This window comes from Achromobacter anxifer (assembly GCF_903652925.1).
In the GTDB taxonomy this organism is placed as follows: Bacteria; Pseudomonadota; Gammaproteobacteria; order Burkholderiales; family Burkholderiaceae_B; genus Achromobacter; species Achromobacter anxifer.
The window spans coordinates 1-22,895 of record NZ_CAHLAR010000011.1 but is presented as its reverse complement, the minus strand read 5'-3'; the positions used below and the strand labels follow the sequence as shown (position 1 = coordinate 22,895).

Below are 22,895 nucleotides of genomic sequence, written 5' to 3'. Positions count from 1 at the left end.
GCCTTAGTGGGCCTGCTCCCAGTTCTTGCCCATGCCCACTTCGGCCACCAGCGGCACGCGCAGCTCCGCAACGTTGCACATCAGGCGCGGCAGCGCTTCCTTGACCAACTCCAGCTCGGCGTCGGGCGCTTCCAGCACCAGTTCGTCGTGCACCTGCATGATCATGCGCGTCTGCAGCTTTTCGGCTTCCAGCCAGTCCTGCACCGCCACCATGGCCATCTTGATCAGATCGGCCGCCGTGCCCTGCATGGGCGCGTTGATGGCCGCCCGCTCGGCCGCCTGGCGGCGCGGGCCCGAGGCGCCACGGATTTCCGGCAACTGCAGGCGGCGTCCGAAGACGGTTTCCACGTAGCCTTGCTCGCGCGCGCGGCGGCGGGTGTCGTCCATGTACATGGCCACGCCGGGATAGCGGGCGAAGTAGCGGTCGATATAGGCCTGCGCGGCATCGCGCGTGATGCCCAGGTTGGACGCCAGGCCGAACACGCCCATGCCGTAGATCAGGCCGAAGTTGATGGCCTTGGCGGCGCGGCGCTGCTCGGTGGAAACGTCGGCCAGCGCCACCCCGAACACTTCCGAGGCGGTGGCGCGGTGGATGTCCTCGCCTGCCGCAAAGGCGCGTTGCAGGTTGGCGTCGTCGGACACGTGCGCCATGATGCGCAGCTCGATCTGCGAATAGTCCGCCGACAGCAGCATGCCCTGCTCGGCGATGAACGCCTCGCGCACGCGCCGGCCGGCTTCGGTGCGCACCGGGATGTTCTGCAGGTTGGGATCGGACGACGCCAGGCGGCCGGTGATCACGGCGGCCTGCGAATAATGCGTGTGCACGCGGCCCGTGTCCGGGTTGATCATGCGCGGCAGCTTGTCCGTGTAGGTGGACTTCAGCTTGGACAGGCCGCGGTATTCCAGCAGCACCTGCGGCAGCGGGTAGTCCTGCGCCAGCTTGCTCAGCACTTCCTCGTCGGTGGACGGCGCGCCGCTGGCGGTCTTGCGCACCACCGGCAGCTGCATGCGACCGAACAGGATTTCGCCCAGCTGCTTGGGGGAATTCAGGTTGAACGGCTGGCCGGCCAGTTCATAGGCCTTCTGTTCGAGCTGCAGCATCTCCTGGCCCAGCTTGTGGCTCTGGCGCCCCAGTTCCGCGGCGTCCACCTTGACGCCGTTGCGCTCGATGGTGGTCAGCACCGCCGACACCTGCATTTCCAGCAGGTAGATGCGGTTCAGCCCTTCATCGGCCGCCACCATGGGCCGCAGCACCTGGTGCAGCTGCAAGGTGAAGTCCGAGTCTTCGGCGGCGTAGTGGCCCGCCTTGTCCACCGCCACTTCGTCGAAGCCGATCTGCTTGGCGCCCTTGCCGCAGAGGTCCTCGTAGGACACGCCGCTGCGGCCCAGGTAGCGCTGGGCCAGATCGTTCAGGCCCACGCCGCGATGCGATTCCAGCACGTAGGCCTGCAGCATCGTGTCTTCGGCGATGCCGGCCAGCTTGATGCCTTCGTTGGCGAACACGTGCGCGTCGTACTTGGCGTGATGCAGCAGCTTGGCGCGGGACGCGTCCTCCAGCCAGGGCTTCAGGCGCGCCAGCACCTCTGCCTTGGGCAGCTGCGGGGCATTGTCCGGGCCGCGGTGCGCCACCGGGATGTAGCAGGCCACGCCCGGCGCCACCGCCAGCGACATGCCCACCATCCTGGCCTGCATCTCGTCCAGCGAGGTGGTCTCCGTGTCGACCGCGACCAGGGGCGCGTCCTTCAGCTTTTCCATCCAGGCATCGAACGCGGCCCAGTCGGAAATGATCTGATAATCCAGCTCCGCGGGCGCGGCCGGCGCCTCGTGCGCGACGCGCGCGTCGCCCGCCGGCACGCGCTCGGCGTCGCCGGTCAGGTCGCGCAGCCAGGTGCGGAAGCCGTAGCGTTCGTAGAGTTCGGTTAGCGTGGCGACGTCGCGCTCGCGCGGCGTGAGGTCCGCCACGCCGTCGACATGGCCGGCCAGATCGCAGTCGTACTTCACGGTCAGCAATTGGCGCGTCAGCGGGAAATTGGGAATGGCTTCGCGCAGATTGCTGCCCGCCACGCCCTTGACGCTTTCCGCGCCTTCCACCAACTTGTCAATCGAGCCGAATTCCGTAAGCCATTTGACCGCCGTCTTCGGGCCCACCTTGGTCACGCCCGGCACGTTGTCCACGGCGTCCCCCACCAGCATCAGGTAGTCCACGATGCGATCGGGCGGCACGCCGAACTTGTTGACCACGCCGGCCTCGTCCAGCACTTCGCCGGTCATGGTGTTGACCAGGGTGACGTGGCTGTTGACCAGCTGCGCCAGGTCCTTGTCGCCGGTCGACACAATGGTGTGCACATCATGCTCGGCGGCGCGCTTGGCCAGGGTGCCGATCACGTCGTCGGCCTCTACCCCTTCGATGGCCAGCACCGGCCAGCCCAGCGCGCGCACGGCGCGGTGGATGGGCTCGATCTGCGCGGCCAGGTCTTCAGGCATGGGCGGGCGGTGCGACTTGTATTCCGGGTACAGGTCGTCCCGGAAGGTCTTGCCGCGGGCATCGAAAATACATGCGGCATACTCTGCCTTATGATCAGAGACGAGTTTGCGCAGCATATTCACCACGCCGTAGAGCGCCCCCGTGGGTTCGCCTTGCGCGTTGCGCAAATCAGGCATAGCGTGGAATGCGCGGTACAAGTAACTTGAACCGTCGACCAGTAATAAGGTTTTTTTCATGGTTACAAAGGCAGATATGGCAATAGCTGCGGAAACACCCGCCAACAAACAAATTCCGCTGATTATGTCAGAGATACGGACGGCGGCAGACAAGCTCGCGAACATCGGGCCTGCTGTCAGCGTCTTCGGCAGTGCGCGAGTCAGCCGTAATTCCCCACACTATGAAACCACCGTCGCAATTTCCGCCGCTCTGGCCGACGCCGGTTTCGCGGTGATCGCCGGAGGCGGTCCCGGCATCATGGAGGCAGCCAATAAAGGCGCATTCGAAGCAGGAGGCACGAGCATCGGCCTGAACATCAGCCTGCCCCACGAAGCGCACAACAACGAATATCAGACCATCAGCCTGTCATTCGAGTATTTTTTCTCTCGCAAGGCAACCTTCTTCATGCACAGCTTCGCCTATGTGGCGATGCCTGGCGGCTTTGGCACCCTGGATGAACTCTTCGAAGCGCTGACGCTCATCCAGACGGGCAAGGTCCCTCCCGCTCCCATCGTCCTGGTGGGCAGCGAATACTGGTCCGGCCTGGTGGACTGGCTGGGCGGCCAGGTGCTGGGCAATGGCATGATAGGCGCGCACGACCTGGATCTCTTCATCATCGAAGACGATCCCGTCAAGGTGGTGCGCAAGGTGGTGGAATTCCACGCGAAGGTCAACTCGGAAGCGCAATACGCGCCTTCCCTGCCGGCCTGAAATCGAGCGTAGCCCGGGGCCCGCGCCGCCGCCAGGCCGCCCTAAGGCGCCGCCGCCCCCCTCGGGGGGCAGCAAGCGTGTGAAGCGCTCGCGGCGTGGGGCCCGCCCCGCCGCCAGGCCGCCCTAAGGCGGCGCCGCCCCCTCGGGGGGCAGCAAGCGCGCGTAGCGCGCGCGGCGTGGGGGCATCTATCTACTTCCTCATGAAAGACGGCAAGACGTCCGCCGGTATCGGGCAGACGTAAGGCTGTCCGCGGCGCGTCTCCACCAATTCTTCCTTGGCGCGAGCCAGCGCCTCGGGTTGCGTGTACAGATCGGCGGCCGTTGCCGCGATGATCTTGGCCGCGTGCACCATGCCCTTGTGCGCCATGGACATCTTGCCCTGCGCCACCATCTGCCACGAATGGAATGGCGTGCCGTAGGCATAGCAGGCGCCCCAGCATTGCGCGGTGGGCGTGACCCAGCTGACGTCGCCCACGTCGGTGGAACCGTAGGTGATCTCGGCCTTGCCGGGCTCGTACGGCGCCACGCCCGTGAACAGCGGCGTGGGATTGCGCAGCACCGCGCCCAGGTTCTTGCCCGCGTTGTCGATGTCGTCGGCGGAAATCGCGTCCCACATGCGGCGCGCGGCCTGCTGCTCGCCCGCGGTGTAATCCGGCCCCTGCAATGCCAGCATGTTGTCGTACATGACCTGGTTGAGCACGCCGTTGGGGATGTAGTTCGAGCAGGCCTTGTCGAACACGATTTCCAGTTCGCAGCCCGTCATCAGCGCCGCGCCGCGCGCCACGTTCTGCACGCGTTCGTACAGTTCAGCGGCCTGCGAATTGATCGGCGCTCGCACCAGGTACAGCACCTCGGCGCGGGCCTGCACCACGTTGGGCGAGATGCCGCCGCTATTGGTCACGGCGTAATGCACCCGCGCATCCGGCACCATGTGTTCGCGCAGATAGTTCACGCCCACGTTCATCAGCTCGACCGCGTCCAGCGCGCTGCGGCCCAGATGCGGCGAGTTCGCCGCGTGCGCGGCGACGCCGCGGAAGCGGAAATAGGCCTGGATATTGGCCAGCGACGATTGATGGAAGATGCCGGTGTGCGACGCGGGATGCCAGGTCAGCGCGGCATCCACGTCGTCGAACAGGCCCGCGCGCGCCATGAAGGTCTTGCCCGAGCCGCCCTCTTCCGCCGGACAGCCATAGAAGCGGATAGTGCCGGGCAGGCCGTTGGCCTCCAGGAATTCCTTGACCGCCACCGCGGCGAAGTGCGCGGCCGTGCCCAGCAGATGGTGGCCGCAACCGTGGCCATTGCCGTTCGGCGTTTCGGGCGACGGCAGGCAGGCATAGGCGCCGCTTTCCTGGCTCAGGCCGGACAGCGCGTCGTACTCGCCCAGGATGCCGATCACCGGGCCGCCGCTGCCGGCCTCGGCCACGAAGGCGGTGGGGATGCCGGCGGCGTCGCGCGTGACGCGAAAGCCGGCTTCTTCCAGCATGGCGATGTGCAGCTCGGCGGACTTGTGTTCGTCGTAGCGCAGTTCGGCCAGGCTCCAGATGCGGTCGCTCAGTTCCGCGTAGCGCTCGCCGCGCGCGTCGATGAACGGCGCAAGTTTGTCGATGGCACCCATTGTTTCTCCTGTGGCTGGTATGGCGGGGAAAAAACCGGTCGGATCACTCGTCGAGCTTGATACCGGCAGTTTCAATGATTTTGCGGTTGGCGGCCAGCGTCTGCGAGATGCGCTCGGCGAACGCCTGCGGCGTGCCCGCGTCGGCCTGCGCGCCCATGCCTGCCAGTCGCTGCACCAGCGCCGGATCCGCCAACGCGCGCACCGCCGCCTGGTTCAGGCGCTGCACCACCGCGTCAGGCGTACCGGCCGGCGCCACCAGGCCGAACCAGGTCTGGCCCAGCGCGTTCAGCTGCGGGTAGCCCAGTTCCGCCAGGGTCGGCAGATCCGGCATTTCCGGCAGCCGCGCCGCCGCGGACACGGCGATGGCGCGCAGCTTGCCGGCCTTGACCAGCGATTGCGCCGACGCGTACTGATCCTGCTGCACCTGCACTTCGCCGCCCACCGCGGCGGTCAGCGCCGGCCCCATGCCGCGGTACGGCACGTGCAGCACGTCGACCTTCAGGTCGGCGTTCATGGCCGCCAGGTTCAGATGGCCGAGCGAGCCGACGCCGGGCGAACCATAGGAATACTTGCCCGGATGCGCGCGCAGTTCGGCCAGGAACTGCGCGAAGTCCTGCGCCGGGAACGCCGGATTCACCATCCACACGACCGGCACCGTCGCGACCGAGGCCACCGGCTTGAGCTGCTTCTCGGGATCCACGCGCTTGGTCCCGTACAGCAGGGGATTGACGGCCATGGTGCTGACCGTGGCCATGCCCAGCGTGTAGCCGTCGGGTTCCGCCCGCGCCACCGCCTCGGTGCCCAGCAGGCCGCCCGCGCCGGCGCGGTTTTCCACCACCACGCTCTGGCCCAGTTCCTTGCGCAGGCCGTCGGCCACGGCGCGGGCCAGCGCGTCGGTGGAGCCGCCCGGCGCGAACGGCACGATCAGGCGCACCGGCTGGGAGGGATAGTCGCCCTGGGCGACTGCCAGGGAAGAGGCGCTGAAAGTTACGGCGCAAACAAGGGCATGCAGCAGACGGGACTTCATGAACCAGCCACTCCTGGGGAACGGAAGCGATGAACGGAATCGCTGCATTGTGGCCAGGGCATATCCTTATTTCAAATACATTAATGCGTGGATATATTCGAGTTTTGAATAGCTTAATGACGCGCGCCATGGACGTCGCTCCCGCCACCCTGCTGTCCCGCCTGCTGGCCAAGGGCCGCCTGCGCCATCTGCAATTGCTCGCCAGCATCGCCGACCTGGGCAGCATCCAACAGGCCGCCAGCCACATCGGCCTGAGCCAGCCGGCCGCCACCCACGCCCTGGCTGACATCGAGGATCTGCTGGAAGTACAGCTGTTCGAGCGCCACGCCCGGGGCATGCGCACCACCCGCAGCGGCCAGCTCATGGCCGAATGCGCCCGCAGCATGCTGACGACGCTGCGCGCCTCCACGGACTCGGTCGCCGCGCTGCGCCAGGGCGCCACGGGCAATCTGCGCCTGGGCGCCATCCCCGCCGCCACCGGCGGCCTGCTGGCCGAGCGCCTGCCCGCCTACATGAAGGCGCGGCCCGGACTGCAAGTGGAAATCGTGGAAGGCAGCCGCGAACAGCTGCTGCCGCAAGCCGCCAGCGGCAGCCTGGACATGCTGCTGTGCCGGCGCCCGGAAGCGGTGCCCGCCGGCCTGGAGTTCGTGCCGCTGCAGCAGGACGCGGCGGTCATCGTGGCCGCCGCCGGCCATCCGCTGCTGGCCATGGATGGCGCGCCGACGCTGGCGCAGGTGGCTTCCCAGCTGTGGATCGAACCGCGGCCGGAACTGGCCATCCACGCGGTGTTCAAGGCCTTCTTCGAACGCGCCGGCGTGGTGCCCCGGCTATGCAGGCTGAGCAGCGCCGCGCCGCCCATGCCCCTGCTCATCGCCGTCATGCAGGCCCAGCAGGCCTTGGCGATGGTGCCGCAAACCCTGGGCAACTGGTACATGCAGCACGGCCATTTCCAGCGCGTGCGCATCGACTCGCCGGGCTCGTTCCAGCCCATCGGCGCGATCGCGCGCGACCAGGGACCCGGCCGCGATTTCCTGGACTGGCTGGCGAACGCGAGCGAGTCCCGCTAAGGCCAGCCCGGCCTTCAGCCTATGTCGCCGCCGGCCACGTACATGATCTGCCCGGTGATGTACGAGGCTTCTGGCGCGGCCATGAAGCAGATCGCGGCGGCGACTTCCTCAGCCTGGCCCAGCCGGTCCTGCGGCGTGTCGCGCAGGCACGAGGCATACATCTCGCTCATCCACGCCGTATCCTGCGCGGACGGCGCTTCGTGGTTGCGCGGGATCGCGCGCACGCCGTTGTCCAGCGCCCCTGGCGACACACAATTGACGCGCACGCCCGATTTCGCCAGCTCCAGCGCCATGCAGACGGTGGCCGCATGCACCCCGCCCTTGGAGGCCGAGTACGGCACGCGGTAGATGCCGCGCGTGGCGTTGGAACCCACGTTGACGATGGCGCCCGCGCCCTGCGCCCGCATCACCGGTATGACCTCGCGGCAGGACCACAGCGTGGGCCACAGCGAGCGGTTGACCTCGCGCTGCATCTGCTCGGGCGTGTACTCCCAGAACGGCCGGGTCCAGATCGTGCCGCCGACGTTGTGCACCGACACGTCGATGCGGCCGTTGACTTCCAGCGCCGCGCGCACCATGGATTGCGCGCCCGCATGGGTTTCCAGGTCGGCCTCGACGAAGCTGGCGCGCCCGCCCGCCGCGCGGATTTCCTCGGCGACGGCGGCGCCCTGCTCGGCTGCCCGGTCCACCGCCACGACGTGCGCGCCTTCGGCCGCCAGGCGCCGGGCCGTTGCCCGGCCCACGCCCTGGGCGGCGCCGGTGACCAGGGCCACCAGGCCCTCGAAACGTTGATGTGTGCTCATGATTGACTCGTCCTTGCAGCTCAATGCGCCGCCGAAAGCGCGCCGTCCGGCCGCGCGTGCTTGAGCTTGAGGCTCAGCACCGCCAGGGCCGCGACCGCCAGGGGGATGGCAAGCGCGATGAAGAATCCCGACGGTCCGCCCCAGGCCAGGAAGCTGCCGCCGATGGCCGAACCCGCGATCGCGCCCGCGCGGCCCATGCCGATGGCCCAGCCGGTGGCGGTGGCGCGCAAAGCGGTGGGATAGGCGCCCACGACCAGGTAGTTCAGCGCGATCTGCTGCCCGCCTATGCCGAAGCCCGCCGCGCCGACCAGGATGAAGACCAGCGTCCAGTTGGTGCCCGCCTGGCTCAAACCGACGGCCACCGCGATACCCAGCGCGAACATGCCGCCCAGCAGCCGCCGGGTGTTGACGCGCGGCAGCACGAAGGACAGCGGAATCGCGCAGATGATGAAGACGGCGTTGACGATGACGGTGCCCATGGGCGCCTGCTCGGCGGGCAAGCCCGCGGCCTTCAGCACCGTGGGCAGCCAGGACAGCAGCATGAACCAGGCGACCCAGTTCAGCAGGTACACCGCCCAGATCGCCACGGTCTTGGCGCCGTGGCCATCCGAGAACAGCGCGCCCACGCCGGCCCGCGCAACGGATTCCTCCGGCACGGTGAACTGCGTGTCGGCGCCCAGCTTGCGGCTCGATATGGCCGACAGGATGCGCGCGATGTAGCGCTGGCTTTCCGGATCGCGGCGCGTGGCCTTGAAGTAAAGCGACTCGGGCAGCATCAGCGCAGCGACGGCCAGCAGCGCCAGCGGCGCCAGGCCACCCACTATGAAGATGCCTTCCCAGCCGATGACGGGCAACATGCGCGCGGCCAGCAATCCGCCCAGCATGGCGCCGGCAGGCAGGCCCAGCAGCACGCCGGTCATGATGGCGCCGCGCAGGCGCGCCGGGCCGTATTCGGCGGCCAGCGCCAGCAGCACCGGGGTGCAGCCGCCCATGCCCAGGCCGGCGATGAAGCGCAGCACCAGGATGTGGGTCGTGTCGGTGGCCCAGGCCGTGGCCAGCGTGGACAGGCCGAACAGGGCCAGGCCCAGCATGATGGCCGGGCGGCGGCCGATGCGGTCGCCGATCAGGCCCAGGGTCATCGCGCCCACGGTCATGCCGACGATGCCCGCCGTCAGGATGGGCGCCAGCGCGCCGGCCTTCAGATTGAAGGCGGCCAGGATCGCGGGCCCGGTGAAGGCGATGGCCTGCGTATCGAATCCGTCGAACAACGCGATCAGGAAACACAGGATGAGGACGCGCCATTGGAAGGCGCCCAGTCGCTCCTGGTCGATCAGCGTCGGTATCGACCAGCTGTTGGTAGCGGTCATGATGTTTGTCTCCATGGCGCGGCCGGTCCCGGCCTCGCGCCTGCGGGATTGTTCTGTGTGGTGTCGGGGGTGGCGGCGCCGCGGCGGGCGCCGCCCGGGTGGCGCTTAGGCGGTGGCGCGGTCCATGCGGGCTTGCGGACGGGCCTCGTCGGCGTCGAGCGCCGGCTGCATCACGAAGTCGAAACAGACCCGCGTGAAGGGCTCGTTCACGCCCAGGCTCTCGTAGCCTGCCGGCGGCGTGCCTGGCTGCAGCTCGACCACCAGGCCGTCGCGCGTGGCGAAGGCGAAATCGTCATCCAGGAAGGTGTCGCCCGGGATGTTGACCTGGGTCGTCAGGGTGCGCTGGCCGTCGGCGGCCACCAGGAAGTGGATGTGCGCCGGACGGTTGCCATGACGGCCCAGCCCTTCGAACAGTTCGGAGGTCGGGCTGTTGGGCGGAATCGCGTAGCCCGGCGGAATGAAGCTGCGGAAGCGGTAGCGGCCTTGCGCGTCGGTCTTGATCTTGCGGCGCAGATGGTAGTCCTTCTGGTCCGGATCGAAGTGCGAATAGCGGCCCAGTTCGTTGGCGTGCCACACGTCGACCAGGGCGCCGGCGACGGGCTTGCCGTCCACGTCGCGCACCTGCCCTTCCATGACCAGGACCTGGCCGCGCACGGGATCCTCGTCCAGGCGGGTCTCGCCGTCCGACAGGGGCGCGCCCGCGATGTAGAGCGGGCCCTCGATCGCGCGCGGCGTGCCGGCGGCGCGGCCGGCGGCCTCGTCGGCCTCTTCCTCGCGGATGTCGATCAGGCGGTCAAAACCCAGGCCGGCGGTGATCAGGCCGATCTGGCCGCTGGCGCCCAGGCGGGCAAGCCAATCCACGCCCGCCCAGAACTCGTCGGGCTTGATGTCGAGATCGTCGATCGCGCGGAACAGGTCCGACACGATGCGCTGCGTGATCTCGCGCACCCGGTCGTTGCCCGGATTGACCTGGGAATTGTTGACCAGGTCCAGTAGTTGTTGCTGGGTATATTCAGCCATGCTGCGTCTCCTGCTTTTTTTGAATGATCGGGGGAATGGTGGCTCAGGTTGCGGCCGGCGCGCCAAGGCGGCCGAAATCGACCGTCGCCGGCGTTAATCCTTGTCTGGCGCGGTCGAAGCGATCCAGCCGTTTTTCGTCCACGACGACGCCGAAGCCGGGGCCGTCGGGCAATTCGAGTTCGAAGTCGCGCACCGCCATGGGCTGCTCGACGATGTCGTCGACCAGCAGTTGCGGGCCGAACAGCTCGCAGCCATGGTGCTGGTCCGACAGCGTGGCAAACACGTGCGCGGAAGCGGCGCTGCCCAGCGAGGTCTCCAGCATGGTTCCCCCGTACCAGCCCAGGCCGGCCGCTTGCGCCACGGCCGCGACTTCGCGCGTGCGCAGCAGGCCGCCATGCTTGGCGACCTTGAGGGAAAACACATGGCAGGCCCGTTGCGACGCCAGCATGAAGGCGTCCTGCGCGGAGCACACGGTCTCGTCCGCCATGATCAGCGCGGCGCCGCCCAGCGACTGCGTCACCTCGCGCAGGGCCTGCACATCCCACTTCGCCACCGGCTGTTCGATCAGGGTGACGCCTGCCTCCACCAATTGCGGCAGGAACTGGCGGGCGGTGTTGCCGTCCCAGGCCTGATTGACGTCCACCGTCATGCTGGCGCGCCCGTCCAGGCCGCGCGCGATGCGCGTCACGTGCGCCACGTCGTCGGCCGGACTGCGCGCGCCGATCTTGAGCTTGAAGAGGCGATGGCGGCGCGCCTGCATCATCTGCTCGGCTTCCTCCAGATCGCGTTGCGAATCGCCGCTGGCCAGGGTCCACGCCAGCGGCAGGCGCTCGATCCGCTTTCCGCCCAATAGCTGCCAGACCGGCACGCCCAGGCTGCGCGCGACCGCGTCGATCAGCGCCATCTCAACGGCGCTCTTGGCGAACGCATTGCCCTTGCAGACGGCGTCAAAGCGCTGCACGTGTTCGGCGAACCGGCGCGCGTCGGCGCCGGCCACGGCGGGCGCCAGGTAGTTCTGGATGGCATGCAGGATGGTCTCGGGCGACTCCTCGTTCCAGGAGGGGCCGCCGATGGTCGCCGCCTCGCCGTAGCCGCAGGCGCCGTTGGCCAGCCAGAGCTGCACGATGACCGGGCTTTGCCGGTTGATGGCGCCGAAGGAAAACTTGTGGGGCCGGATGGTCGGAATGTCGACGATCCGCGCGTGGATGCGCTCGATGCGCCAGGAGGCATCGTCAAGCGTGATCGGCGCCTGCGCCGGCGTCTGGGTTGCAACAGAAGTCATAAAGCCCTGCCATGAATGATGCTGGGAAGGTTAGGGCTGGGGCTGATTTGCATCCAATGATTTATTTTGCATTAACCGTTCGATATGATCGAATAATACATATCCAACAATCGACAGCCATTTGGCTTTGCGCCAGGAATCTCCTCCATGGAAATGCGCCAGCTCCGCTACTTTCTCAGCGTCGCGGAAACCGAGCACCTGACCCGGTCGGCGGACGCCTTGCACGTCACCCAGTCCACCCTGTCGCACGGCCTGCGGCAGCTGGAAGAAGAGCTGGGCATGCCCTTGTTCGACCGCATCGGCCGCGGCCTGCGCCTGTCCCAGGCCGGCCGCGTGCTGCGCGATCACGCCAGCCGCGCGCTGCAGGAAGTCGAGGCGGGCAAGATGGCCCTGGCGGACCTGGCCGGCCTGCAGGCGGGCTCCCTGACCATAGGCGTCATTCCCACCTTCCTGACCCACTTCGTGCCGGATGCGGTGGCCGGCTTCAGCCTGGCCTACCCCAAGGTCCAGATCCAGGTGCGCGACCTGCGCGCCGGCCCCATCGAAGACCTGCTGGTCGGCGGCCAGCTGGACCTGGGCATTTCCTTCCACCCGGCGCTGCGCGAGGAAATCGAGGCGCAGCCCCTGTTCGACGAACGCCTGCAGGTGGTGGTCGGCAAGCGGCACCCGCTGGCCTCGCGGCGCAGCCTGCGCATGCGGGACCTGGAGGGCGTGCCCCTGGCCCTGCTGCCGCGCAGCTTCGCCACGCGCCGAATGATAGACGCCGCCTGCGCCACGGCCGGGCTGTCGCCCGACGTCCGGGTCGAGATGGAATCGGTCGACGCCCTGATCCACCTGTGCCGGCAAGGCGAACTGGCAACCATCGCGGCCGAGCATGCGGCCGGCGCCGCCGGAGCGGAATTGAAGAGCATCGCGCTGACCGATCCGACCACCATCCGCCGTGCGGCCATCCTGTGGCGCAAGGACGCCTCGCGCAGCCGCGCGGCGCAGGAATTCGCCGCCCGGCTGCTGGACGCCGTGCAGCGCCTGCCGGGCGCCGCGGCCGCAAGCCGGTCCCCTAGCCCAGCGCCTTGACGATGGCCTCGCGTGCCAAGCCGATGAACTCGCTTTCACCGGCCCTGGCAGGCAACAGGCGGAACTCCGCCATCGGCAGCGCCGGCAGGCCGGGCGCATGCAGGCGGGCCATGCCGGCCCCCAATGCGGATTCATTCAGGCATGCCACGCCCAGCCCCGCCGCGACGGCCAGTTGCAGGCCGGCCACGCCGGAGGCGACATGCGCCACCGAATACGGCACGTCCCGGCGCGACAGCAGGCGCTCGACATACTGCCGCAGGGCGCAGGTCTCCGGCAGCACCAGCAGGGGCAATACGCCCTCTTCTGGCGCCGCGGCGCCGTCCGCCGACATCCACAGCAGCGGCTCGCGCCGCAGCAGCGCGCCTGACGCCCGGCCCCGGGCGGCGCCGCGCTCCATGATGCGCATGGAAATGCCGACGTCGATCTCGCCGCGCTCATAGGCCGCCTCGATCGCGCCGCTCTTCATGATGGTGACGTGCAGGCGCACCTGCGGATATTGCTCGTTCAGGCGGCGCAGCATGCGCGCCACGTCGCCGGGGCGGAAGTAATCCGTGATGCACAGGCGCAACTGGCCGCGCAGCGCCACGCCGCGCAAATCGCGGTAGGCCTCGTCGCTCAGCGCCAGGATGCCGCGCGCATGGGCCAGCAGCCGTTCGCCCGCGGGCGTGGCGACCACGCCCGCCTTGCCGCGCAGCAGCAGCGGCTGCCCTGCCCGCTCTTCGAGTTTGCGCATCTGCTCGCTGACCGACGACTGCGACAGGAACACCTTGGGCGCGGCCGCCGTCAGGCTGCCCGCGTCCAGCACGGCGACCAGCGTGCGCAATTGGTCCAGATCGAATCCCGACATCGCTTATCCAACGGATTTATCGATGGATTAAATCGTAAATTCCCGCTTTTCCGATGTCAATCGAGATCCTAGACTGGCTACGCACCCTCACATAAAGGAGTTCCGCCATGCCCCACATCGTCGTCCATCTGTCCGGCCAATCCGATGCCGCCGTCAACCGTCGCGTGGTCGAGGCCGTGGCCGGCCTGACCCAGTCCGTGCTGGGCAAGAAGCTGCCCGTCATCGCGATCACGCTGCAGCACATCCCTCACGACCTGTGGTTCATCGGCGGCCGGCCGCTGTCCGAGCTGGGCAGGAACGCCTTCCACCTGGACATCAGCGTGACCGACGAAACCAATACCAAGGCCGAGAAGGCGCGCTACATCAAGGAGATCTACGCGGCGTTCCAGGACATCCTGGGCGAGCTGCACGAATGTTCCTACGTGCACGTGATCGACGCCCGCGCGGCCGCCTATGGCTATGGCGGCGCGACGCAGGAATACCGGCACCAGCACGGGTAGTCCACCGGCGCGCCATAAAAAAACGCAGCCCGAAGGCTGCGTTTTTTGTGGGGTGCGGCAAGCTTGCTCCGCGTCCCCTCCGCTTAGACGGCGGATTCGCGCGCGGCGCGCTTGCGCTCGTTTTCCAGCAGGTAGCGCTTGCGCAGGCGGATCGACTTGGGCGTGATTTCCACGAGTTCGTCGTCGTCGATGAATTCCACGGCGTATTCCAGCGACATCTGGATCGGCGGAACCAGGCGCACGGCTTCGTCGGTGCCCGAGGCGCGCACGTTGGTCAGCTGCTTGCCCTTGATGGGGTTCACGACCAGGTCGTTGTCGCGGCTATGGATGCCGATGATCATGCCTTCGTACAGCGCATCGCCCGGGTTCACGAACATGCGGCCGCGATCCTGCAGCTTCCACAGGGCGTAGGCCACGGCGTCGCCGTTGTCCTGGCTGATCAGCACGCCGTTGCGGCGCTCGCCGATCGAGCCTTCCTTGATGGGCGCGTATTCGTGGAAGATGTGGCTCATCAGGCCGGTGCCGCGCGTCAGCGTCAGGAATTCGTTCTGGAAGCCGATCAGGCCGCGGGCCGGGATCAGGTATTCCAGGCGGGTACGGCCACGGCCGTCCGGCTGCATGTCCTGCAGGTCGCCCTTGCGGCGGCCCAGCTCTTCCATCACGCCGCCCTGGTGGGCGTCTTCGACGTCGACGGTCAGCGATTCGAACGGCTCGCACTTCACGCCGTCGATTTCCTTGAACACCACGCGCGGGCGCGACACGGCCAGCTCGTAGCCTTCGCGGCGCATCGTTTCCAGCAGGATGGTCAGGTGCAGTTCGCCACGGCCCGACACTTCGAACACGGTATCGTCGCCCGTGTCGCGCACGCGCAGCGCCACGTTGGACTTCAGTTCGCGGTCCAGGCGGTCGCGCAGCTGGCGGCTGGTCACGAACTTGCCTTCGCGGCCGGCCAGGGGCGAGGTGTTGACCATGAAGTTCATGGTCAGGGTGGGCTCGTCGATGCGCAGCATCGGCAGCACGTCCTGGTTGGCGGTGTCGGTCACCGTGCAACCGATGCCCAGGTCTTCGATGCCGTTGATCAGCACGATGTCGCCGGCTTCGGCTTCATCCACGACGACGCGCTCCAGGCCATGGAACTTCAGGACCTGGTTGATGCGGCCGCGGCCGCCCTGGCCGTCGGGACCGAACTTGTAGGCCACTTCCATGCCGGGACGCATGCGGCCGCGGTTGATGCGGCCCACGCCGATCTTGCCGACGTAGCTGTTGTAGTCCAGCGAGATGATCTGCATCTGCAGCGGACCGTTGGGATCGTCGTCGCGCTGCGGCACGTGTTCGAGAATGGCTTCGAACAAAGGGCGCATATTGCCTTCGCGCACATCCGGGTTCAGGCCGGCATAGCCCGACAGGCCCGAGGCGTAGATCACCGGGAAGTCCAGCTGCTCATCGGTGGCGCCCAGCTTGTCGAACAGGTCGAACGTGGCGTTGATGACGAAATCGGTGCGAGCGCCGGGACGGTCGACCTTGTTGACCACCACGATGGGCTTCAGGCCCAGGGCCAGCGCCTTGCGGGTCACGAAGATGGTCTGGGGCATCGGGCCTTCGACCGCGTCCACCAGCAGCAGCACGCCGTCGACCATGGACAGCACGCGCTCGACTTCGCCGCCGAAGTCCGCGTGTCCCGGGGTGTCGATGATGTTGATGTGCGTGCCTTCGTATTCAACGGCACAGTTCTTGGCCAGAATCGTGATGCCGCGTTCCTTTTCCAGGTCGTTCGAGTCCATGACCCGTTCGGCCACCGCCTGATTTTCGCGGAAAGTGCCGGATTGGCGCAGCAGCTGGTCGACCAGGGTGGTTTTACCGTGGTCCACGTGGGCGATGATGGCGACGTTGCGCAAGGCGCGAGTCATAGCGAGTCCTTTAAGGTCAGGTGGCGGGCAGCAAGCCCGCCGGCAATTCGTTCAATGCAAGCAATGCCTGCTTGGGGTCTGGCATGGCCTGCAAGGCATCCAGCGCGACGGCGCGATCCAGGGAAAACGGCCCGACGTGCGTGCGCCGCAGCGCCGTCAGGTGGGCGTAACAGCCCAGCACGCGCCCGATGTCCTGGGCCAACGTCCGGATGTATGTGCCTTTACTGCAAGCCACATCGATCTCTGCCTGCGTCCCGTTCAGGGACAGCAGCTCGATGCGGTAAATCGTGATCTGGCGCGGCGGCCGTTCCAGCTCGATGCCGGCGCGCGCGTACTCGTACAGGGGCTTGCCGTCGCGCTTGAGCGCGGAATACATGGGCGGAATCTGTTCGATCGTGCCCGAGAAACGTGACAGCGCATCGCGCAGCGCCTGTTCCTCGACCACAAAGCCCGGCTCGGCGGTCGACACGACGTTGCCGGTCAGATCGCCCGAATCGGTTTCGGAGCCAAATTGCAGCGTAGCGCGATATGCCTTGTCGGCGTTGAGCATCGCGCCGGAAATCTTGGTTGCGCGACCCATGCAGCACACCAGCAGGCCGGTGGCGAAGGGATCCAGCGTGCCAGTGTGCCCGGCTTTCGCCGCGTCCATGGCGCGTTTGGCGCGTTGCAGGGCGTGGTTACTCGACAAACCCACGGGTTTGTCGAGCAACAGCACACCGTCGAGCGTAAGCCCGCGTCGTTTAGCCATCGTCGGAATCCGGTTTAAAGCAGTGACGACAGCCCGATCAGGACTGGTCTTCAGGTTCGTCGGGCACGCCCGAGTGCGGGCCGGGCCGGTTCGCGCGGTCGATGAGGATCGACATTTCGATACCACGGGCGATTTGCTCGTCGTGGAAGAAGCGCAAAGTGGGGACAGTGTGGATGTGCAGCAGCTTGTACAGCTGGGAATGCAGCCAACCGGCTTTTTCGTTCAGCAAGGCGGTCGCGGCTTCGGGCTCGGCGCCCAAAACCGTGAAATACACCTTCGCGTGCGCGTAGTCGGTCGACAGTTCCACACCAGAGAGCGTGATCAGTCCAGCGCGGGTCGTGTCGATCTCGCGCTGGATGATCCCGGCCAGATCCTTCTGGATCTGGTCGGCCAACCGCAAATTGCGGCCGGGGATGGCTTTGGACTTGTGACGGCTCATTAAAAAATGCCTCGCGGACGCTTTACAGCGTACGCGCGATTTCCTTGATTTCAAAGACTTCCAGCTGGTCGCCCACCTGGATGTCGTTGTTGCCGCGCAGCGTAAGGCCGCAGTCGAAACCCGACTTGACTTCCTTGACGTCGTCCTTGAAGCGGCGCAGCGAATCGAGCTGGCCGGTCCAGTGGACCACGTTGTTGCGCAGCAGGCGGACTTGCGAATCGCGACGCACCAGGCCGTCCAGCACCATACAACCGGCGATGTTGCCGATGCGGGAGATGCTGTAAACCTCGCGGATCTCGACCAAGCCGATGACTTCTTCCTTCTTCTCGGGCGCCAACATGCCCGACATGGCTGCCTTCACCTCATCCACGGCGTCGTAGATGATGTTGTAGTAGCGCACGTCGATGCCGTTGTTCTCGGCCAGCTTCTTGGCGCTGGCTTCGGCGCGGACGTTGAAGCCGATCACGACGGCGTTCGAGGCGATGGCCAGGTTGATGTCGCTTTCCGAGATGCCGCCCACGGCCGCGTGCACGACCTGCACGCGCACTTCGTCGGTCGACAGCTTGGTCAGGGACTGCACCAGCGCTTCCTGCGAACCCTGGACGTCGGTCTTCACGATCAGGGCCAGGGTCTGCGTGCCCTCGCCCAGGTTGTCGAACATGGACTCGAGCTTGGCGGCCTGCTGGCGGGCCAGCTTGACGTCGCGGAACTTGCCCTGGCGGAACAGCGCGATTTCACGCGCCTTGCGTTCGTCGGACAGCACCATCAGTTCGTCGCCGGCGGCCGGCACTTCGGTCAGGCCCTGGATTTCCACGGGGATCGACGGGCCGGCTTCCAGGATCGGCTTGCCGTTTTCGTCCAGCATGGCGCGCACGCGGCCGAAGCTCGCGCCGGCCAGCACCACGTCGCCGCGGTGCAGCGTGCCGCTTTGCACCAGGATGGTCGCAACCGGGCCGCGGCCCTTGTCGAGACGGGCTTCGATCACCAGGCCCTTGGCGGGCGCGTCGACGGGAGCCTTCAATTCCAGCACTTCGGCCTGCAGCAGCACGTTCTCGAGCAGATCGTCGATGCCCTCGCCGGTCTTGGCGGACACGGACACGAACGGCACGTCGCCGCCGTACTCTTCCGGCACCACTTCCTCGGCAACCAGTTCCTGCTTGACGCGGTCGGGGTTGGCCGAAGGCTTGTCGATCTTGGTCATGGCCACGACCATCGGAACGCCAGCGGCCTTCGCGTGGTGGATGGCTTCGCGGGTCTGCGGCATCACGCCGTCGTCGGCCGCGCAGACCAGGATGACGATGTCGGTGGCCTTGGCGCCGCGGGCACGCATGGCGGTGAACGCCTCGTGGCCCGGGGTGTCAAGGAAGGTCACCATGCCGCGTTCGGTCTGAACGTGGTAGGCGCCGATGTGCTGCGTGATGCCGCCGGCTTCGCCCGCGGCAACCTTGGCGCGGCGGATGTAATCCAGCAGCGAAGTCTTGCCGTGGTCGACGTGGCCCATGACGGTCACGACCGGGGCGCGCGGCAGCTGTTCGGCTTCCGACACGGCGGCGGTTTCGTCCAGGAAGGCTTCCGGGTCGTCCAGCTTGGCGGCGATGGCCACGTGGCCCAGTTCCTCGACCACGATCATGGCCGTTTCCTGGTCCAACACCTGGTTGATGGTGACCATCTGGCCCAGCTTCATCAGTTGCTTGATGACTTCGGCGGCCTTGACGGACATCTTGTGGGCCAGGTCGGCCACGCTGATGGTTTCCGGCACGTGAACTTCACGCGCGATGAATTCCTGCGGCGCCGGCTCGTTGCGGCGGTCGTTCTGCTGGTTGCGGCCGCCTCGGCCGCTACCCTTGCCACCGCCCTTGCCGCCTGCGCGCCAGCCATCGCGGCTGGCCGGGGCTGCCGGCTTGTCCGCGGGCTTCTTGCGCGAAGCGTCGTCGGACCAAGTCGAAGCGACTTCGGCGGTCTTGATGGTCTTCTTGGTGCCGGGAGCTGCGGGCTTGGCATCCTTCTTGGCGCCAGGAGCGACGCCCGGCTTGCCGGCCGGCTTGTGCAACGTGCCCGAGATCGGGGCCGCGGCGGGCGCTTCCGGTTCAGGCGCGCGCAGCACCTTGCGCGGACGGTTCAGCATCTCGCGCAGGGCGGCGGCTTCAGCCTCAGCCTTGCGGCGGGCCTCGTCGCGGCCGGCCGACGTAGCGGAGGCGGCAAGAGGCGGGCCAGCGCGGCGGTTGTCAACGCGGCCGCCAACCTTGACGGCAGGCGCGGCGGACTCGGGCTTCGCGGCGGATTTCACGGGTTCGGACTTCGCGGCAGGCTGAGCCTGGGCGACAGGCGCGGTGGCCTGGGGGGAAGATGGTTCGGACTTATTGGCTAGCACAACGGGTTCCGGCTTGGCTTCTTCAGCCTTGGGCTCGGTGGATTCAGTCTTGACTTCGGGCTTGGCCTCTTCGGCCACGGGCTCGGCAGGAGCAGGCGCGGGCGTCGGTTCGGGTTCAGGCTGGGCCTGGACTTCGGCGGCTTTCGCCTCGACGGGTGCGGGCGCTTCGGCCGCGACGGATTCAACAGGCGCGGGCGCTTCAACCGGCGCGGGCGCTTCTACAACAGCGGGTTCTTCCGCCTTGGCGGGGGCCTCGGCCTCTGCCTGGACGGGCGCGGCCTCGCGAGGCGCGGCCGCGGCAGGAGCCTCGGGCGCGACGGGCGCCGACACCTGCGGCGCCTCTTCGACGGCTGCTTCATCTTCGGCGCGCGCGGACGCGGCCTGTTCCAGGGCGATTTCGGAGGGATCACGCTTGACGAACACGCGCTTCTTGCGCACTTCGACCTGGATCGTGCGCGAACGGCCGGTGGCATCGGCTTGGCGGATCTCGGACGTCTGGCGGCGCGTCAGGGTGATCTTCTTGCCTTCGGTCGCGCCGTGGGCGCGGCGCAGCGATTCGAGCAATTTCGCCTTGTCGCTGTCGGTGACGGAATCGTCGACCGATTTGAGGTCAACGCCGGCCGAGCGCAGCTGATCCAGCAGCACATTGGCAGGCATTTTCAGCTCGGTAGCGAACTGCGCGACGGTATTACTCGACATTAGGCTCTCTCTTCCCTATATGCAGCTATTACAAACAACGTGAACTCGCGGCGGTTGGCATTCCGCCCGCCGCGGACCCGTGTCCTTTTGGTTATTCTTCGTCGAACCAATGGGCGCGGGCACGCATGATGAGGTCGCTGGCTTCCTGTTCGGTCAGGCCGGCGATTTCCGCCAGCTCGTCCGTCGCCAGTTCGGCCAGATCATCACGCGTATGCACTTGGCGCTCGGCCAGCTTCGCAGCCAGTTCGGGCGTCATGCCTTCGAGTTCAAGCAAATCCTGCGCGGTCTCAAGGCGCTCTTCCTGGGCGATCGCCTCGGTCAGCAGCGCATTGCGGGCACGGGCGCGCAACTCATTGATGGTGTCTTCGTCAAAGGCCTCGATTTCCAGCAGTTCCTGCATGGGCACGTAGGCGATTTCCTCGATACCGGTAAAACCTTCGTCGATCAGGATGTCAGCGACTTCCTCGTCGACGTCCAGCTTGCTCATGAACGTGGCGCGCAGGCCCGAACGCTCGACTTCCTGGCGGTTCAGGCTTTCTTCCGGCGTCATGATGTTGATCTGCCAGCCGGTCAGCTCGGATGCCAGGCGGACGTTCTGGCCCTTGGCGCCGATGGCCTTGGGCAGGTTTTCCTCGTCCACCACGACGTCCATCGCGTGCTTGTCTTCATCAACGACGATGGACTCGACGTTGGCCGGCGCCAGGGCGCCGATGACAAACTGCGCGGGATCTTCCGACCACAGAACGATATCGACCTGCTCGCCGCCCAGCTCGTTGCGCACGGCGGTAACGCGCGAACCGCGCATGCCCACGCAGGTGCCGATCGGGTCGATCCGCTTATCGTATGCCACCACGGCGATCTTCGCACGCACGCCGGCGTCGCGGGCCGCAGCCTTGATCTCCAGCAGGCCCTGTTCGATTTCAGGAACTTCGTTCTCGAACAGCTGGCGGATGAACTCGGGCGAGGTGCGCGACAGGATCACCTGTTGGCCGCGCGCGGCGTGGTCCACGCGCAACACAAAGGCGCGGACGCGGTCGGCCACCCGCAGGTTTTCCTTCGGGATCATTTCGGAGCGCGGCAGGCGCGCTTCGATCTTGCCGGTTTCGACGATGGCGTCGCCCTTGTCCATGCGCTTGATCGTGCCGGACACGATGGTCTCGCCACGGTCCAGGAAGTCGTTCAGCACCTGTTCGCGCTCGGCGTCGCGGATCTTCTGCAGGATGGCCTGCTTGGCGGCCTGCGCGCCGATGCGGCCGAACTCGATGGGTTCGAGCGGCTCTTCGATGTACTCGCCTTCCTTGATGCCGGGGACGATTTCCTGCGCGTCCGACAGCATTTCCTGCTTGTCGGGCTCTTGCAGGCCTGCTTCGTCAGGCACGACCAGCCAGCGGCGGAAGCCTTCGTGATCGCCGGTGTCCCTATCGATGGCGACACGAATGTCCGCATCATCCTTGAAGCGCTTTTTCATCGCCGAGGCCAGCGCGCTTTCGAGCGCGCCGAACACGACGTCGCGCGTGACGTTCTTTTCACGCGCCAAGGCATCGACCAACAGAAGAATTTCGCGACTCATCGCTTTTTGCCCTTGAAATCCAGAACGGGATCCAGTTTTGCACGCTCGATATCATCGACCGTGAAGTTCAACACCTGGACTTCGTTCTTTTTTGCCTCAAATTCGAGACCGAACACGGTCTTTTGCACTGCTGCCGCCGCGTCGGAGGCTGCGGCGTCGTCTTCGGGCACCGTCAGGGTGCCGGCGAAGACCTTACGGCCGTCCAATGCCTCGCGCAGCTTGATTTCGATGCGCTCGCCCGCGAACCGGCGGAACTCGGCCTCGCTGCGCAACGGGCGGTCCACGCCCGGCGAACCGACTTCCAGCCGCTTGTAGTCGACGTTTTCGACTTCAAACACCCGCGACAACTGGCGGGACACCTGCTCGCAGTCTTCGATGCGCACACCGCCGACCCGATCGATCGTGACGCGCAAAAGGCCCAGGGCGGCACGCTCGACGTCCACGAGTTCGACGTCCATGCCGGCCAGAGCCTCTTTGGTCAATGCGAATAAATCAGCCATATACTCAAAAAAAATGGGCTGCACGCCCAGCCCACCGTATTGCACAAGGCCCAGCCGCCACCCTACTGCACGTAAGGAGCAATGCTGGGCAGTGCCCTATATTGCGACCTAAATTTGGCTTGCGCCGCCACGGTCTGTCCTGACCCGCCGCCCCAACCCGAAATCCGGGTCCGGCGGCATCTGGCGCAAAGTCCGATGCCCCACTGCCGTCGTTTATTGCTGCCGCCATTCACTGCATTTGTCCCGCGGCAACGGCCTCAGGACACGCAATTGGCAACAACACGGCAACGGCATGAAGCCATGAAAACCATTGATTTTACCAGATAAACTGGAAAAACGCCTGATTCGTCACGGGCTTACGCTTATACGGGACATATCCCACCCAGCGGCGCGGCCAGCGCGCCGCCCGACAGCGATCAACGGCCTTGCCGGCCGCGCCCGCCCATCACGCCCAGACGGGATTCGTGCGCCGAGGCGCCGCGCGGCTGCCAGTCGTCGCCACGGGGCGCCGACGAGGCATTGCGCGGAGCTCGCGGCTTGCCGCCAGCTCCCGGTCCCTTGTTGCCAGCCGCAGCGCCGGCCTTGTTGCCAGCAGCGCCGCCGGCCTTGTTGCCGCCGCGACCACCACCGGCGCCCGCCGGCTTGCC

At 66.7% G+C, this 22,895-nt stretch carries 18 protein-coding genes and 1 pseudogene; 4 read left to right on the top strand and 15 right to left on the bottom strand.

The window, feature by feature from the left end; translation table 11 throughout:
- Nucleotides 1-3: 3 nt before the first annotated feature.
- Complete coding sequence (polA, locus tag HWY37_RS27410; RefSeq protein ID WP_175208697.1) at nucleotides 4-2,721, bottom strand: DNA polymerase I; 2,718 nt, start codon at nucleotides 2,719-2,721, stop codon at nucleotides 4-6.
- Between polA and HWY37_RS27405 the strand changes: the two genes are divergently transcribed.
- On the top strand, nucleotides 2,720-3,412 hold the full coding sequence (locus HWY37_RS27405) for an LOG family protein (protein ID WP_444547889.1): 693 nt from the start codon (nucleotides 2,720-2,722) through the stop codon (nucleotides 3,410-3,412). The genes polA and HWY37_RS27405 overlap by 2 nt on opposite strands.
- 190 nt (nucleotides 3,413-3,602) lie before the next feature.
- Here the strand turns inward: HWY37_RS27405 and HWY37_RS27400 are convergent, their stop codons facing one another.
- Together HWY37_RS27400 and HWY37_RS27395 are read right to left on the bottom strand one after the other, a co-directional pair.
- On the bottom strand, nucleotides 3,603-5,027 hold the full coding sequence (locus HWY37_RS27400; RefSeq protein ID WP_175208698.1) for a M20 family metallopeptidase: 1,425 nt from the start codon (nucleotides 5,025-5,027) through the stop codon (nucleotides 3,603-3,605).
- A gap of 43 nt (nucleotides 5,028-5,070) precedes the next feature.
- Nucleotides 5,071-6,054, bottom strand: a complete 984-nt coding sequence (locus HWY37_RS27395) for a Bug family tripartite tricarboxylate transporter substrate binding protein (protein ID WP_175208699.1) — start codon at nucleotides 6,052-6,054, stop codon at nucleotides 5,071-5,073.
- A 128-nt stretch (nucleotides 6,055-6,182) separates the two neighbouring features.
- Here HWY37_RS27395 and HWY37_RS27390 point away from each other — a divergent pair, with 128 nt between their 5' ends.
- Nucleotides 6,183-7,121, top strand: coding sequence for a LysR family transcriptional regulator (locus HWY37_RS27390; RefSeq protein ID WP_175208700.1), 939 nt, complete (start codon nucleotides 6,183-6,185; stop codon nucleotides 7,119-7,121).
- 14 nt (nucleotides 7,122-7,135) lie between these two features.
- Here HWY37_RS27390 and HWY37_RS27385 read toward each other — a convergent pair whose 3' ends face one another.
- The 4 genes from HWY37_RS27385 to HWY37_RS27370 form a co-directional block, all read right to left on the bottom strand.
- On the bottom strand, nucleotides 7,136-7,924 hold the full coding sequence (locus HWY37_RS27385; protein ID WP_175208701.1) for a 1,6-dihydroxycyclohexa-2,4-diene-1-carboxylate dehydrogenase: 789 nt from the start codon (nucleotides 7,922-7,924) through the stop codon (nucleotides 7,136-7,138).
- A gap of 20 nt (nucleotides 7,925-7,944) precedes the next feature.
- Nucleotides 7,945-9,291, bottom strand: a complete 1,347-nt coding sequence (locus HWY37_RS27380) for an MFS transporter (RefSeq protein WP_175208702.1) — start codon at nucleotides 9,289-9,291, stop codon at nucleotides 7,945-7,947.
- A 105-nt stretch (nucleotides 9,292-9,396) separates the two neighbouring features.
- The gene (locus HWY37_RS27375; protein WP_175208703.1) at nucleotides 9,397-10,311 is read right to left on the bottom strand and encodes a dioxygenase family protein; all 915 of its coding nucleotides are present in this window, start codon (nucleotides 10,309-10,311) and stop codon (nucleotides 9,397-9,399) included.
- A gap of 43 nt (nucleotides 10,312-10,354) precedes the next feature.
- Nucleotides 10,355-11,593, bottom strand: coding sequence for a muconate cycloisomerase family protein (locus tag HWY37_RS27370; protein WP_246302416.1), 1,239 nt, complete (start codon nucleotides 11,591-11,593; stop codon nucleotides 10,355-10,357).
- 147 nt (nucleotides 11,594-11,740) lie between these two features.
- Here HWY37_RS27370 and cynR point away from each other — a divergent pair, with 147 nt between their 5' ends.
- The gene (cynR, locus tag HWY37_RS27365; RefSeq protein ID WP_175208704.1) at nucleotides 11,741-12,667 is read left to right on the top strand and encodes a transcriptional regulator CynR; all 927 of its coding nucleotides are present in this window, start codon (nucleotides 11,741-11,743) and stop codon (nucleotides 12,665-12,667) included.
- On the opposite strand, the gene HWY37_RS27360 is transcribed toward cynR, so the two are convergent.
- A complete protein-coding gene (locus HWY37_RS27360; protein ID WP_175208705.1) occupies nucleotides 12,651-13,514 on the bottom strand; it encodes a LysR family transcriptional regulator in 864 nt (287 codons plus the stop codon). The genes cynR and HWY37_RS27360 overlap by 17 nt on opposite strands.
- A 107-nt stretch (nucleotides 13,515-13,621) precedes the next feature.
- Between HWY37_RS27360 and HWY37_RS27355 the strand changes: the two genes are divergently transcribed.
- Entirely contained in the window at nucleotides 13,622-14,014 is a 393-nt protein-coding gene (locus tag HWY37_RS27355; protein WP_175208706.1) for a tautomerase family protein, read from the top strand.
- Nucleotides 14,015-14,097: 83 nt separating this feature from the next.
- Here HWY37_RS27355 and typA read toward each other — a convergent pair whose 3' ends face one another.
- The 7 genes and pseudogenes from typA to HWY37_RS27320 all read right to left on the bottom strand — a co-directional run.
- A complete protein-coding gene (typA, locus tag HWY37_RS27350) occupies nucleotides 14,098-15,921 on the bottom strand; it encodes a translational GTPase TypA (RefSeq protein ID WP_175208707.1) in 1,824 nt (607 codons plus the stop codon).
- A gap of 16 nt (nucleotides 15,922-15,937) precedes the next feature.
- Entirely contained in the window at nucleotides 15,938-16,669 is a 732-nt protein-coding gene (truB, locus tag HWY37_RS27345) for a tRNA pseudouridine(55) synthase TruB (RefSeq protein ID WP_175208708.1), read from the bottom strand.
- A 37-nt stretch (nucleotides 16,670-16,706) separates the two neighbouring features.
- Entirely contained in the window at nucleotides 16,707-17,108 is a 402-nt protein-coding gene (gene rbfA, locus HWY37_RS27340; protein WP_006388333.1) for a 30S ribosome-binding factor RbfA, read from the bottom strand.
- A 22-nt stretch (nucleotides 17,109-17,130) separates the two neighbouring features.
- Complete coding sequence (gene infB / locus HWY37_RS27335; protein ID WP_176090281.1) at nucleotides 17,131-20,178, bottom strand: translation initiation factor IF-2; 3,048 nt, start codon at nucleotides 20,176-20,178, stop codon at nucleotides 17,131-17,133.
- Nucleotides 20,179-20,269: 91 nt separating this feature from the next.
- Complete coding sequence (gene nusA / locus HWY37_RS27330) at nucleotides 20,270-21,748, bottom strand: transcription termination factor NusA (RefSeq protein WP_175208710.1); 1,479 nt, start codon at nucleotides 21,746-21,748, stop codon at nucleotides 20,270-20,272.
- A complete protein-coding gene (gene rimP, locus HWY37_RS27325; protein WP_175208711.1) occupies nucleotides 21,745-22,248 on the bottom strand; it encodes a ribosome maturation factor RimP in 504 nt (167 codons plus the stop codon). Before rimP ends, nusA begins: the two co-directional genes overlap by 4 nt.
- 416 nt (nucleotides 22,249-22,664) lie before the next feature.
- Nucleotides 22,665-22,895: pseudogene (locus HWY37_RS27320) on the bottom strand (23S rRNA pseudouridylate synthase B); the annotation flags it as partial.

Coding starts and splice junctions, on each gene's coding strand:
- HWY37_RS27405 (WP_444547889.1), top strand. CDS start 2,720: ATGGTTACAAAGGCAGATATGGCAATAGCTGCGGAAACACCCGCCAAC.
- polA (WP_175208697.1), bottom strand. CDS start 2,721: ATGAAAAAAACCTTATTACTGGTCGACGGTTCAAGTTACTTGTACCGC.
- HWY37_RS27400 (WP_175208698.1), bottom strand. CDS start 5,027: ATGGGTGCCATCGACAAACTTGCGCCGTTCATCGACGCGCGCGGCGAG.
- HWY37_RS27395 (WP_175208699.1), bottom strand. CDS start 6,054: ATGAAGTCCCGTCTGCTGCATGCCCTTGTTTGCGCCGTAACTTTCAGC.
- HWY37_RS27390 (WP_175208700.1), top strand. CDS start 6,183: ATGGACGTCGCTCCCGCCACCCTGCTGTCCCGCCTGCTGGCCAAGGGC.
- HWY37_RS27385 (WP_175208701.1), bottom strand. CDS start 7,924: ATGAGCACACATCAACGTTTCGAGGGCCTGGTGGCCCTGGTCACCGGC.
- HWY37_RS27380 (WP_175208702.1), bottom strand. CDS start 9,291: ATGACCGCTACCAACAGCTGGTCGATACCGACGCTGATCGACCAGGAG.
- HWY37_RS27375 (WP_175208703.1), bottom strand. CDS start 10,311: ATGGCTGAATATACCCAGCAACAACTACTGGACCTGGTCAACAATTCC.
- HWY37_RS27370 (WP_246302416.1), bottom strand. CDS start 11,593: ATGACTTCTGTTGCAACCCAGACGCCGGCGCAGGCGCCGATCACGCTT.
- cynR (WP_175208704.1), top strand. CDS start 11,741: ATGGAAATGCGCCAGCTCCGCTACTTTCTCAGCGTCGCGGAAACCGAG.
- HWY37_RS27360 (WP_175208705.1), bottom strand. CDS start 13,514: ATGTCGGGATTCGATCTGGACCAATTGCGCACGCTGGTCGCCGTGCTG.
- HWY37_RS27355 (WP_175208706.1), top strand. CDS start 13,622: ATGCCCCACATCGTCGTCCATCTGTCCGGCCAATCCGATGCCGCCGTC.
- typA (WP_175208707.1), bottom strand. CDS start 15,921: ATGACTCGCGCCTTGCGCAACGTCGCCATCATCGCCCACGTGGACCAC.
- truB (WP_175208708.1), bottom strand. CDS start 16,669: ATGGCTAAACGACGCGGGCTTACGCTCGACGGTGTGCTGTTGCTCGAC.
- rbfA (WP_006388333.1), bottom strand. CDS start 17,108: ATGAGCCGTCACAAGTCCAAAGCCATCCCCGGCCGCAATTTGCGGTTG.
- infB (WP_176090281.1), bottom strand. CDS start 20,178: ATGTCGAGTAATACCGTCGCGCAGTTCGCTACCGAGCTGAAAATGCCT.
- nusA (WP_175208710.1), bottom strand. CDS start 21,748: ATGAGTCGCGAAATTCTTCTGTTGGTCGATGCCTTGGCGCGTGAAAAG.
- rimP (WP_175208711.1), bottom strand. CDS start 22,248: ATGGCTGATTTATTCGCATTGACCAAAGAGGCTCTGGCCGGCATGGAC.